The sequence below is a fragment of the Silvimonas sp. genome, from assembly GCF_031291215.1.
GTDB classification, from domain to species: Bacteria; Pseudomonadota; Gammaproteobacteria; order Burkholderiales; family Chitinibacteraceae; genus Silvimonas; species Silvimonas soli.
Genome location: NZ_JARLJK010000122.1, coordinates 111,938 through 124,471, shown reverse-complemented (window position 1 = coordinate 124,471; position 12,534 = coordinate 111,938). Strand labels below are relative to the sequence as shown.

At 57.1% G+C, this 12,534-nt stretch carries 11 protein-coding genes; all 11 read right to left on the bottom strand.

From position 1 onward, the window contains the following. Positions 1-23: 23 nt before the first annotated feature. Positions 24-1,376, bottom strand: a complete 1,353-nt coding sequence (gene radA / locus P4L78_RS13295) for a DNA repair protein RadA (RefSeq protein WP_283149885.1) — start codon at positions 1,374-1,376, stop codon at positions 24-26. Between the two features lie 115 nt (positions 1,377-1,491). Then, entirely contained in the window at positions 1,492-2,871 is a 1,380-nt protein-coding gene (flgL, locus tag P4L78_RS13290; RefSeq protein ID WP_283149886.1) for a flagellar hook-associated protein FlgL, read from the bottom strand. 90 nt (positions 2,872-2,961) lie between these two features. Further along, a complete protein-coding gene (flgK, locus tag P4L78_RS13285) occupies positions 2,962-5,160 on the bottom strand; it encodes a flagellar hook-associated protein FlgK (protein ID WP_309328481.1) in 2,199 nt (732 codons plus the stop codon). Positions 5,161-5,297: 137 nt separating this feature from the next. Then, complete coding sequence (gene flgJ / locus P4L78_RS13280; protein ID WP_309328480.1) at positions 5,298-6,197, bottom strand: flagellar assembly peptidoglycan hydrolase FlgJ; 900 nt, start codon at positions 6,195-6,197, stop codon at positions 5,298-5,300. Between the two features lie 54 nt (positions 6,198-6,251). Beyond that, positions 6,252-7,355, bottom strand: coding sequence for a flagellar basal body P-ring protein FlgI (locus P4L78_RS13275; RefSeq protein WP_283149889.1), 1,104 nt, complete (start codon positions 7,353-7,355; stop codon positions 6,252-6,254). Positions 7,356-7,456: 101 nt separating this feature from the next. Next, the gene (locus P4L78_RS13270; protein WP_283149890.1) at positions 7,457-8,212 is read right to left on the bottom strand and encodes a flagellar basal body L-ring protein FlgH; all 756 of its coding nucleotides are present in this window, start codon (positions 8,210-8,212) and stop codon (positions 7,457-7,459) included. Positions 8,213-8,265: 53 nt separating this feature from the next. Next, on the bottom strand, positions 8,266-9,051 hold the full coding sequence (flgG, locus tag P4L78_RS13265; protein ID WP_283149891.1) for a flagellar basal-body rod protein FlgG: 786 nt from the start codon (positions 9,049-9,051) through the stop codon (positions 8,266-8,268). A gap of 76 nt (positions 9,052-9,127) precedes the next feature. Continuing rightward, complete coding sequence (gene flgF, locus P4L78_RS13260) at positions 9,128-9,865, bottom strand: flagellar basal-body rod protein FlgF (RefSeq protein WP_283149892.1); 738 nt, start codon at positions 9,863-9,865, stop codon at positions 9,128-9,130. Between the two features lie 76 nt (positions 9,866-9,941). Then, positions 9,942-11,267: a flagellar hook protein FlgE gene (flgE, locus tag P4L78_RS13255; protein ID WP_283149893.1), complete on the bottom strand. Its 1,326-nt coding sequence runs from the start codon at positions 11,265-11,267 to the stop codon at positions 9,942-9,944. A 119-nt stretch (positions 11,268-11,386) separates the two neighbouring features. Beyond that, positions 11,387-12,088: a flagellar hook assembly protein FlgD gene (locus P4L78_RS13250; RefSeq protein ID WP_283149894.1), complete on the bottom strand. Its 702-nt coding sequence runs from the start codon at positions 12,086-12,088 to the stop codon at positions 11,387-11,389. Positions 12,089-12,116: 28 nt separating this feature from the next. Then, positions 12,117-12,524 (bottom strand): flagellar basal body rod protein FlgC, encoded by a 408-nt coding sequence (flgC, locus tag P4L78_RS13245; protein WP_283149895.1) that lies wholly within the window; start codon positions 12,522-12,524, stop codon positions 12,117-12,119. Between the last annotated feature and the right edge of the window lie 10 nt (positions 12,525-12,534).

The following is a 12,534-nucleotide window of genomic DNA, read 5'->3' as shown; positions in this document are numbered from 1 at the left end:
ATTTCAAGTCGCCATAAAACCACTTATAACGCTGCGTTCATGGCATCAGCCAGCCGCTCAACTGCGGTCACGGTCATACCTTCTATTGGCTGACGCGGGCGATTGGCATGCGGCACGATAGCGTGGGTGAAGCCCAGCTTGGCAGCCTCGCGCAGCCGCTCCTGGCCACGCTGCACCGGCCGCACTTCGCCCGCCAGACCCACTTCACCGAACACGACCAGTTTTTCCTGCAGCGGCCGGTTTTTGAGCGATGACACAATGGCCACCAGCACCGCCAGATCAGCTGCAGGCTCGTTGATGCGCACACCACCCACCGCATTGATGAACACGTCCTGATCAAACACGGCGATGCCCGCGTGGCGATGCAAAACCGCTAGCAACAAGGCCAGCCGGTTTTGCTCGATCCCCACCGCCAGCCGCCGTGGCTGTGGCGCGTGGGTGTCATCGACCAGCGCCTGGATTTCAACCAGCATCGGCCGCGTGCCTTCTTGCGTCACTAACACGCAAGAACCAGCCACCGGTTCGCGATGCTGGCTAAGGAACAATGCGGATGGATTAGTGACCTCTTTCAGGCCCCGATCCGTCATGGCAAACACGCCAAGTTCATTGACCGCGCCAAACCGGTTCTTGATTGCCCGAATCAGCCGGAAGCTCGAATGCGTATCGCCTTCAAAATACAAGACGGCATCGACGATATGTTCCAGCACGCGCGGGCCAGCCAGCGCGCCCTCCTTGGTCACGTGCCCCACCAGCAAGATGCTGATGCCGGAGCGTTTGGCGGCGCGGGTCAATTGTGCGGAACACTCACGCACCTGCGCCACGCTACCGGGCGCCGAGGTCAGCGCGTCTGAATAAACGGTCTGGATCGAGTCAATCACCACCACCTGTGGTTTTTCGCGCTCCAGCGTGGCCAGAATCTTTTCCAGATTGATTTCCGGGAACAGCCCTACGGGCCCGGTCGCCAGCTGTAGGCGCTTGGCACGCAGGGCAATCTGCTCAGCGGACTCTTCACCGCTGACATACAACACCCGCTCGCTACCCGACATCTGCGTCAACGCTTGCAACAGCAAGGTGGATTTGCCGATGCCTGGATCGCCGCCAATCAGCACCACGCCGCCGGGCACCAGGCCACCACCCAGCACGCGATCCAGCTCCGCCATGCCGGTGGGCGTGCGCGGCAGATCGACCGCTTCAACATCGGACAATTGCCGAATGGCGCCATCTGCGGCCAGCGATTGAAACCGCGCTGGTGCTTTGGCTTCTGCAACCGCCTCGGTCAGTGAATTCCAGTCGCCGCAATGCGGACATTGGCCTTGCCATTTAGGCGAGGTGCCACCGCAGGACTGACAGACGTAAAGAGTTTTAACTTTGCTCATGGGGCGATATTAGAACACGTCCACAGTGCTCACCGACACATCACATGGCAGGCAGAAATAAAAAACGGACTCTGCAGAGTCCGTTTTTGGTGACTGACGTGATCGCCGCATCTGATCAGGAGATGTACTGGAACAAGCTCAATCCAGCCACCTTGGAGAATGTCTGGCGCGCAGCTTCCAGCGTCGTCTGATTTTGCGTGAAATCGCTGATCGCCTTGGCGTAATCCAGGCCATCGAGGTCGGCAATGGTCGAGCTATAAGCCAGATTCAGATTGCCATTGGTGGTTTGCTGCTGGGTCGATTCGTTTTGCCAGGCGCCGACACTGGCATTCACCTTCACCATATTGTTCAGTACGTTGGACATCGCCGAAATCACGCCATTGAGCTGATTCTGGAACGCCGCCTGCCCCTTGCCGGTGGTGTCGGTGGTGTAGTTGGTCAAAGCACTGGAGAAATCAGCAATCGTGGTAAACACGTCCTGATTGGTACTGGCGGCAATATTGAAACTGTCGCCAGCCTTCGGCGTGCCGGTCATGTTTACGCTGGCGCCAAAGTCCCAATTAGGGACTGGCGCTGTACCCGGATCACCAGGCTGCGCCGACAACTGGATGTCACCACCGTCAGAATAAGCACGCGGATACGCCCCGGCGCGGGCGCCAGACGTGGTGTAGTTGTACCCGTCAATCATCGAGACGTTGTAATTGGGGTTGGCGGTGCCGTTGGGCAAAGTGGCACGGTTATCCACGATGTCATAACTCACCGTGGGCGGCGCCGACGGATCGGTCGCGTTGGGGACAGTCTGGAAAGTGATATTGAAATTCTGGTCGTTGGCGGTGCTGTTCCACTTGCTCTTGTCCAGTACGGTCCCGGCACCTACCAGCGCATTGCCGGTATTGGCGGTAGCGGCGCTAGTGGTAAACGTGCCGTTGCCATTCTTGATCTGCTGGAACACGCCAGACCCGTCCAGCGACGTCGGCAAATTGCGCGAAGCAGAAATCTGTACCTGCCGTTGCCCCTGATCGCCGTTATAGGTCACGTTACCAAATGAAGCCTCGGTAAACGGCTTCACATTGCCCTTGAAGCCCGAGAACAGATACTGGCCGCTGCCATCGGTGGTATTGGCCAGCGCCATCAACTGCTGGTAGTTGCTGACCAATTGGGCGTTAATCGATTGTTTGTCTGCGGCAGTCTGCGACGCGTTACCGGCCTGCACTGCCAGCGACTGGATATTCTGAACCGCGGTAATCACCTGCTGCAGGGTGGAGCCTTGCAACTGCAATGCCGAATCAGCGGATTGCGCATTGGTGGTGTACTGGGTGGTTATGTCCTGAGCCTGGGTCACATTGAGCAAGCGTGCCGAACCAATCGGATCATCTGCCGGAGTCAGAATGCTGCGACCTGTCGACAGTTGCTGCTGCAACTGGTTTTGCTGATAGGTCAGATCATTCAGGCTCTGAGTGTTCAGATTGTAGATGGTGGTTGTCGCAATACGCATGACCAAACTCCCGGCTCTTTTCACCTGGCATAACCAGGCACTGCAAATAACACATTAAACAAATATAAAAACACTACACAACAGCCAGACCTAGCTGATGTTCATGATCGACTGAAACGCCTCTTGCGCAATCTGGATCACCTTGCTCGCTGCCTGGTAAGCCTGCTGATAGCGCAACAGATTGGATGCTTCTTCATCCATATTCACTGCAGACAACGAATCACGTGCGGTCTGCGCCTGAGTCAGTACGGCGGTTTGCGCCGTCGACATCACTTGCGCCTGATTGGTTTGCGTCCCGATCGTCGACACCATATTGCTGTAGGCATCTTGATAAGTCACGGTACCATTCATCAGTATCTTGCTTGTTTGCAGCGCGCCCATTGCCAACGCGTTACGGTTATCCGAAGTGCCGTTAATATTTTTGCCGATGGTGATCGAGTCGCCCGCGGCCGGCACACCGTTCAGCACCATATTCCAGCCGTTGTCGCTCACCGTCATCCCGGCGGTGTAAGTCTGCGCCGGGCTGGTCACGCCGGTCACCGAATCGGTCAGCGTAAAGGTAGTGGCCGAGGTGAAATTAAGCGTCACCGGATTTTGCAGCGCCGGATTCAGTGCGCCGCTAATGGTCGAAGTAGAGGGTTTATCTACCGTTGGTTGCGTCAGCGTCACCGAACCGGTATTGGCCGGGTTCGACTTCGCGGTAATCGGTGCGGCTGCTGCCACCAACGAAGGGTCGGTAATCGCAACACCCAAGCCCGCAACCAGATTATTCACCGGCTGGATATTAAAGCTGTCGCCTGAATTCATGGTGCCGCTGGCAATGCTCACCGCAACACCATCCATCCCGACCGGGCCTGCGGCCACTTGTGCGGGTGTGAACACACTCTTGGTGTTATCAGACAACCGCGTCATCACATACTGGTTGTTGGTGCCGTCATAGGCAAAGCTGTAGTTGCTGGTGGTCAGTTTGGTCACATCGCTGATATAGCCGGTGAGTTGACCAGTGCCCGTATTGAACGTGCTGCTATTGATGCTGCCCAGTGCAGGCGGGAACGAAAAAGTACCCGTGCCGCTGGCGGCCGGCGTGGCGCCCGATTGCAGTGTCACACCCAGCGCAGTGAAACCGGCAGTCATTTGCGCCGCAGTAATGGTCTGCGAGGATTGATCCGTGGCGCGGGTCAGCGTGTAATTGCCGGAGACCGAGTCATATGCCAGTGAGAAATCCGACAATGGCGTTGGCGCTGAGGTCGATGGCAGGCTGACATTCACGTTCACGCCATTGAGCGTGGTGCTGAAGCTGCTCGCGCTCGGCATGCTGAACAGATTCTGGCCAATATTGCCGTTCAAATCCTGACCGGCACGCTGTTGCGCGTTCATGGTCTGTGCCAGACCAATCGCGGTCAGGTTAAGGGTGTTTTGCGCCAGCGTCAGCGAGTTGTTCCGGAAATCCAGCAAGCCTTGCAAACTGCCGCCCGCCAACTGGCTGTCCGGCAGATACACGGTGTTGTTGTTCTGCTTGTACGCCACCGAAATATTTTGCGGATTGCTTGGCGACTGCACTGCGGCCAGCTGGAACGAAGTCCCGCCCACCACCACGTTCTGGCCATTACCGATAAACACGTTTACGGTGCCATCGGTCTGGGTCGTGGTCTGGGCCTTCACGTACTTGTTCAGTTGCAGCAACTGTTGGTCGCGCTGATCCATCAAATCGTTAGGCGGCTGACCGGAAGCGCTCAGCACGGCGATTTGGGTGTTCAGTGTGGCAATTTGCGAGGTGATGGCATTAATGCTGTTCACCGTATCGCTAATCTGCCCATTCACGGTCTGCGCGCTCTGCGCCAGCTGATCGTTGAAAGTCTTGAAGCTGGACACCAGTGTTTGCGCGCTGGTCAGCATGGCGGTGCGCGAAGGCGAATCCGCCGGATTGCTGGTCACCGCCTGCACGGAGGTAAAGAAGTTCTGCAACGCAGGCGACACCCCGGCGGTCGGGTCCGCCACGATGTTATCAACGCTCTGCAAGTTGCTCAGATAGGTCGAGAAATAGCTGCTCTGCGACTGCGCGGTCTGCAGATTTTTGGTCAGAAACTGGTCGTACGCCCGCGAAATGGTATCCACCTGCACACCCATCCCGACAAAACCGCTACCGGTTTGCTGAGGATAAGGCGCACTTTGCTGGATACTCTGGCGCGAATAGCCAGGCGTGTTTGCGTTGGCGATATTGTGGCCGGTGGTACTCAAGCCCAGATTCGCCGCATTCAGCCCTGATACGCCAATACTGAAAACACTCATTGTCCTGCTCCGTTACTTTGGTTGCGGCTGGCTAAACCCGCAGCTGCAACCCTTTTCTGGATATCGGCCACTTGCGCCGTTTCTTGACTTTTTCTTCATCAATTCAAGCGATTCAAGCCAACGTCATCGCCTGAAAATCAGGCATCACTGCCCATCTGTCTTTGCACCCGCGCCGCCACCAGTGCCAGCTTGCCGGCATACGCCGGATCAGTGGCATAGCCTTTGGCTTGCAGCGCGGTGCCGTAGCTCTTGGCGTCACCCCCCTGACCCACCGCATCACCGAAGCGGCGTTTGATCAAACTGGCGTAGTCGCTCATGGCGTCGGCATAAGAGTCATACGAGCGGAAAGTCTCGGTTTTCTTTTGTGCCACGCCATTTACATATTCGGTGGTGGTGACATCTGCCGTCTTGCCTTGCCAATCCTTGCCCGCCTTCACGCCAAACAGGTTGTGGGTGTCATTACCGGCAGCGTCGGTCAGCGGCTTGTGGCCCCAGCCGGTTTCCAAAGCAGCTTGTGCCACCAGCACATGCGGCGAAACCCCGAGCGCAGCACTGGCGGATTTTGCCGCCGCGCCGATTTTGTCGATGAACGACGTGGCCTTGCCGCCCTCAGCGGCATCTTTTGCCGCATCGCCCGCAGTTTTTGCCGTCAGGGTACTGGCGGAAAACGGATTCGGCGGAGTGTGCGCAGGCTGTTTCAGCAACGACGGGTCTTGCAGGATGCTGATCTGGCGGGCGATAGAGTCGGCCAGACCAATGCCGCCATGGCGAGACATGCTCGACGCCAACTGCTCGTCGTACATACTGCGAAACATGTTGGTTGCGGGCGAAGTAGAGAGCGTGTCGTACTGCGGCGTGGCGTCGCGCATGGATTTGAGCATCTGCTGCATCAGCAATGCTTCAAACTGCTGCGCCACCGCTTTCACCCCGTCTTTGGGCGAATTGAGCGCGACCTGACGCAGCTGGTTGACACTGTTCGGGTCACTGGCCAGCGACTGGGCGGTGTTGGTACGAGTAGCCGGGGTGTTTAACGTCATGGTGCCGCTTCAGCAAGGAATCGCTCTATTAAAAGCAATCCCTGTGCCACACCATCAAATCACTTCCAGATCAGCCTTCAGACTGCCGGCTGCCTTCATGGCCTGGAGGATCGCCAGCAAGTCTTGCGGCGTAGCGCCCACCGCATTTAAAGCCCGAACCACGTCACGCAGGTTGGACGCTTTGGGCAGGCGCACAATGCCGCCTTTGTCCGCCTCGATCTGGATATCGGCATTCTGATTGCGCACAGTGCGACCGTTAGCCAATGGCGCAGGCTGGCTGATGGTATTGATGGCGTTAATGGTCACGGTGAGGTTGCCATGCGCCACGGCACACGGATCAACCTGCACCGCCTGGTTCATCACGATTGAGCCGGTGCGGGCGTTGATGATGACTTTGGCGGCAACATCAGCCGGAGTCACATCCAGCCCTTCCAGCCGAGACAAAAATGCAACGCGCTGATTGCTGTCTTCGGGCGCGCGCACCTGAATCACCCGGCCATCTTGTGCCGAGGCAATCGGACCAAACTGGCCATTGATGGCGTTGACCAGATTACTGGCAGTCGTGAAGTCGGTTTGCAGCAATTCCAGCTGCACAAAAGCGCCCTGCCCCACACCGCCGGGTACGGCGCGCTCCACCGTGGCACCGCCGGGAATACGCCCGGTTGCCAACTGGTTGATCTGCGTGGTCGAACCCGCCGCCGAAGCACCTGCGCCCGCCACAACCACGTTACCTTGCGCCATGGCGTAGATTTGCCCGTCCACCCCTTTGAGCGGCGCCATGATCAGAGTGCCGCCGCGCAGCGATTTGGCATTACCCATCGACGAAACCGTGACATCCAGCGGTTGGCCAGGACGGGAAAACGCGGGCAGATTGGCGGTAATGGTCACCGCCGCCACGTTCTTCAATTGCAGATTACCGCCGCTGGGCACTTGCACGCCCAGGTTGTTCAGCATGTTGATCACCGATTGCACGGTAAACGGCGTTTGCGTGGTCTGGTCACCACTGCCGTCAAGGCCCGTTACCAGGCCATAACCCACCAACTGGTTGGGCCGCACGCCAGCAATGGTGGCGATATCACGCACTTTGTCGGCTTGCGCCACGCCCGCCAGCAAAGCCAGCGCGGTAACGGCAAAAAAACGAATGAATTTTTGTTTCATGATGAGCGCTTCATCTTCATTGCCAATATGTAGGGTTTGCAGGCTTTACCTGCGAACACGTTCAGTGGCGGTGCGCATCAATGCGCACCCTGCGACTTCTGTTAGTACGGCATCACACTCAAAAAGATACGCTGCAGCCAACCCATGGTGGTGGCGTCTGCCATCGCGCCCACGCCCAATTGTTCAATACGCGCATCAGCCACACGGGTGGACGGAATGATATTGCCGCTCTGGATATCGGTCGGATTCACCACGCCAGTCAGGCGCAATGTATTGATATGGCCATTGATGGCAATCTGCTTCTCCCCACCAATCTGCAAATTGCCGTTAGGTAACACGTCCACCACCGTGGCCGAGATCGCCCCGGTAAAGGTGTTGGTGTTGTCGGTGGCGCCCTTGCCCGCAAAATTGTTGTCGTTGCTGGTGGAAAGGTTCGCGCCCATGAACTCTTTCAGGTAACCCGGCATACCAGGAATCGAGCCGCTGCCAGTGAGACCCAGCGAGCCTTTACGATCGGTCGAGGTATCCACCTTGTTGGTGGCCGACAGGTTTTCGGCAATGGTAATGGTCAGCAGATCGCCGATATGGCGGGCAGAGCGTTCTTCAAACAACTGGCGCGAGTTGGCAACCTGAAAAATCGAGCCTTGGTTGTAACTGGCCTGCAGCGCCGGTTCTGGCCGCACCGTCGTCGGGGTGGTGACGATGGAAGACGGCGGCAGGGCGGCGCAGGCGGCCAGCGACATTACTGCTATCGCCAGCACCAGACGAGCCAATTGAGAAACACGAAAATACATGGTCATACCCTGGTTATCTGCAACTACGCGGACAGCCGCCGCGTAGCGCCAAGTCAACTTCACACTATCAAACCCGCCAAATCCTTTACCGCCAACTGCCAACTGCTAATCACCAATTACATCTGCTCAAGCTTTTGCAACATCTGGTCAGACGTTGTCACTGCCTTGGAATTGATTTCATACGCGCGCTGCGCCTGAATCATGTTCACCAACTCTTCGGTCACGTTGACGTTGGACGTTTCCACATAACCCTGGTTGATCGCACCCAAACCGTTGGTGCCGGGTTGCCCGGCAGTCGGCGCGCCCGAGGCATTGGTTTCCAGAAACAGGTTATCGCCAATGGCTTGCAAACCGGCCGGATTGATAAACGTGGCCAGCTGGATGGTACCCAGTGTTACCGGAGCATTCGCCGCGTTATTCACAATGGCCGAAACCGTACCGTCTTTACCCACGGTGACGGAGGTCGTACCTGCGGGCACCTGGATGGATGGATTCAACGCCTCACCACCCGCGGTGACCACGTTACCCTGGCTATCTAACTGGAATGAACCATCACGCGTGTAAGCGGTGGTGCCGTCCGGCTGGGTGATCTGGAAGAACCCGACACCGTTGATGGCCAGATCAAGCTGACCTTCGGTGTTCTGCAAACTACCTTGTTGAAAGATACGGGCCGTAGCCACTGTGCGTACACCGGTACCCAGTTGCAGACCGGTTGGCAAACTGGTGGTCTGACTGGTCGCGCCACCCGGCTGCCGCAAGTTCTGGTAAAGCAAATCTTCAAAAATCGGCCGTTCACGCTTGAAGCCGTTGGTGGCGACGTTTGCCAGGTTATTGGAGATCACGTCGACGTTGTTTTGCATGGCATCCATGCCCGTCTTGGCGATCCACAGTGAACGCATCATGGTGTGTTCTTCCTTGTTGTAAGCGGCGCTGCTGTTCTTTGGGTCTAGCTTTGGGTCTGGCTACGGATGCCAGTCATCAACTGGCAAACTGGATAATCGATGCAACGGCCTTGGCGTTGGTATCGGCCGTCTGGATTAACTGCACCTGCATGTCGTAATGGCGTTGCGAACTGATCATGTTCACCAGTTCATCCACTGTATTCACATTGCTGTTTTCCAAGGCATCGGGTGCGACTTTCACGTTGTCATCGATGGGCGCAGGCGTGCCGTCACGCTGGCGAAACAGGCCGTCTACCCCTTTGGTCAGGTCGCTACCCGCCGGATTCACCAGCTTCAAACGGCCCAGATCTGTCGTGCTCGCGGGGTTGTCGAGCGGCGTACCACTGATGGTGCCGTCTGAACCAAAGCTGATTCGGGTATTGTCCGGCACCGTGATCGGGCCGTTTTCACCCAGCACCACTTGACCAGAACGCGTCTTGAGCAAGCCGGATGCATCAATCTCGAATCCGCCATTGCGGGTATAGGCTTCACCGCTGGCGGTTTGCACGGTAAACCAGCCATCGCCATCAATGGCCGCATCCATATCGCGACCAGTGCTTTGAATCACGCCAGCTGACAGATCAGCGCCAGTAGTTTGCGCAACCACAAAAGCGCGGGTCTGCGCCCCCTCTCCCACTACCGGCACGGCGCGGAACGCATCCAGATCAGCCCTGAAACCTGGCGTTGCTGCATTGGCCAGGTTGTTAGCCACGGTTGCCTGGCGCTCCATCGATTGCTTGGCACCCGTCATGGCCACATAAATCAGTCTATCCATCGCGCTGCATCCGCCTTTTTGCCAGTGTTCTGTTGGTTACGCAGGTATCAAATCAACCGCTTCAGACTCAAACCGGTCAGATGTTCACAATGGTTTGCAAGATGGTGTCTTGCGCCTTGATCGTCTGCGAATTGGCCTGGTAATTACGTTGTGCGGTAATCAGGTTCACCAGTTCGGAGGTCAGATCGACGTTGGAGTCTTCTACCGCCGATGATTGCAGCGAACCCAGACTACCTGTACCTGGGTCGCCAATCAGCGCCTGACCCGATGCAAAAGTCTGCGCCCACAGATTGCTGCCCAGTGGCTGCAGACCCTGCACGTTGGCAAAGTTGGCCAGCACAATCTGGCCGACTGTTTTGGTCTGGCCGTTGGAGTAGCTACCTTGAATGGTGCCGTCTTTACCAATCGACATTCCGGTCAAGGTGCCGTCGGCATAGCCATCCTGGTTCAATGCATTCACCACAAACGGGCTGCCGTATTGGGTGGCTTGCGGAAAGGTGACATTGAACGCGAACGGGCTGGTTGCGCCGTTAGGTGCGACCAGATTGGTGGTGAAATTGAATGCCGAAACATTGCTGGCGGCGGTGCCGGTCAGCGGGTCGGTTACGGTTGCGGTGCTATCAAGCGCACCGTTGCCGTTAAACGACAAATAACCATTAGTGCCTGCTGGCGCGCCGGTGGACACCGGGGTAGCGCCGTCAAACGACGTTTGCACTTCCCACTGATTGGTTGCCACTTTGGTGAAATAGAAGGTCAGGTTATGCGACACGCCCTGAGCGTCATACACCTGAGCAGTGGTCGAGCTGGTAAACGTGGTCGGGTCGGTCACACTCAGCGGGCCAACGCCAGCCGGTGAGGCTGCACGGCTGATAATGGGCGCAGCGGCGTTCAGGTTCATGGAGCCGACCTGCAAACCAGCAGACGACGTCCCCGAAGAACCGGTGGCGCGCGCGCCAATGTTGCCCACTTGCACTTGCAGTGGCACTGGTGAGCCACCCTTGATCAACTGACCGGATGCCGGGTCGACCGCCCAGCCAGTCAGGTGCTCGCCATCGTTAACGATGTAGCCCTGATTATCCAGCTGGAACTGGCCGTTACGGGCATAAGCCACGGTGCCGGCATCGTTGACCATGCGGTAAAACCCGTTGCCGGTAATAGCCACATCCATCGGGTTGCTGGTGGTTTCCACGTTGCCCTGGCCGAACTGCTGGGCCACGCTCATCACCCGCGTACCGATCCCCGCCACATTGGAGGACGAAGCAAAGGTAGATGCGTAAATATCCGCGAACTCTGCGCGCGAATCCTTGAAGCCCACGGTATTGGCATTGGCAATGTTGTTACCAATGACATCCAGGTTCTTGGACGCTGCGTTCAGACCGCTCAAACCTTGTTGAAAACCCATGCTTTCTCCCCCGGCAATCCTTGCCGCCCTTGCGGCAATTCATGCCTGCCCTGTCGGGCACGTTATCGGACTTATCTGATTAATTCGTTTGTGACTGCAAGTAACACGGCTAAAGCGGCTTAGCTGATCTGTTTGACATCACTCAGATTGACTGTTGAGCCATTGCCCAACTGCACTTGCACGCCGCTACTACCCAGAATCACGCTGGTAGCGGTTTGCCAGCCATCTACCGTGAGGGTGGATTGCGCACCGGAAGAACTCATGCCAGAAGCCACTATCGCGTAGTTACCCGCTGGCGCCTTGGTGCCATCGGACAGCGTGCCGTCCCAGTTGATTGCGTTCATCTGCCCGGCAGTTGGCGTATTGGTCATTTGATCAACCACCTGGCCAGTGGTTAGCGACACCACTGAAACCTGCATCTGCGAAGTACCGGCCGGCACGTCAATCTGTGCTTGCAGCGGCGTGGTGCCGTCAAACGCAAAGCTCTTGGTCGGTGCCATGACCTGTTTGCCGATCAGCGCAGCGGACTGCAACGCCTGGCTGGAACTGAACAGCGACGACATCGACGACATGGTCTGATTAAGCTGCTGCACGCCACTCACAGTGCTGATCTGCGCCAGTTGCGAGGTCATCTGCGAGTTATCCATTGGATTGGTTGGATCCTGATTCTGCAATTGCGCTACTAGCAACTGCATGAACTGATCCTGCAAACCAGCGGCCGAACCCGAGGCAGTACCACTGGCGCTGCTGGTGCTGGATGTACCGCTAAGCGCAGCGTTGAGTTTGCTGAAATCAAACCCGCTACCTACTGTTGTTGCCATCTGGCTACTCCCTCAATCCGCTATTCAATCAGGCCGTGGCGAGCTGCAAGGTACGCTGCAGCAGGGTTTTGGCGGTATTCATTACATCGGCGTTGGTCTGATAAGAACGCGACGCCGACAACATATTGGTCATTTCTTCAACCACATTCACGTTAGGCATGGCTACGTAACCATTGGCATCGGCCACCGGGTTGTGTGGGTCATACATCAAACGCGGTGGTGTCTGGTCTTCAACCACCTGAGCAACTTTCACGCCCACGCCACCAGCTGGTCCGATCGGGGTAGCCTGAAACACCACTTGCTTGGCGCGGTACGGCTGGCCGTTGGAACTGGTGGCCGACTCGGCATTCGCCAGATTGCTGGCCACCGTATTCAAGCGCATCGACTGCGCCTGCATGGCCGAAGCCGAGATATCAAACGTGCTGAACAAAGACATGATCTAGTTG

Coding starts and splice junctions, on each gene's coding strand:
- flgC (WP_283149895.1), bottom strand. CDS start 12,524: ATGTCTTTGTTCAGCACGTTTGATATCTCGGCTTCGGCCATGCAGGCG.
- radA (WP_283149885.1), bottom strand. CDS start 1,376: ATGAGCAAAGTTAAAACTCTTTACGTCTGTCAGTCCTGCGGTGGCACC.
- P4L78_RS13275 (WP_283149889.1), bottom strand. CDS start 7,355: ATGAAACAAAAATTCATTCGTTTTTTTGCCGTTACCGCGCTGGCTTTG.
- flgG (WP_283149891.1), bottom strand. CDS start 9,051: ATGATGCGTTCACTGTGGATCGCCAAGACGGGCATGGATGCCATGCAA.
- flgF (WP_283149892.1), bottom strand. CDS start 9,865: ATGGATAGACTGATTTATGTGGCCATGACGGGTGCCAAGCAATCGATG.
- P4L78_RS13250 (WP_283149894.1), bottom strand. CDS start 12,088: ATGGCAACAACAGTAGGTAGCGGGTTTGATTTCAGCAAACTCAACGCT.
- flgK (WP_309328481.1), bottom strand. CDS start 5,160: ATGAGTGTTTTCAGTATTGGCGTATCAGGGCTGAATGCGGCGAATCTG.
- flgJ (WP_309328480.1), bottom strand. CDS start 6,197: ATGACGTTAAACACCCCGGCTACTCGTACCAACACCGCCCAGTCGCTG.
- flgE (WP_283149893.1), bottom strand. CDS start 11,267: ATGGGTTTTCAACAAGGTTTGAGCGGTCTGAACGCAGCGTCCAAGAAC.
- flgL (WP_283149886.1), bottom strand. CDS start 2,871: ATGCGTATTGCGACAACCACCATCTACAATCTGAACACTCAGAGCCTG.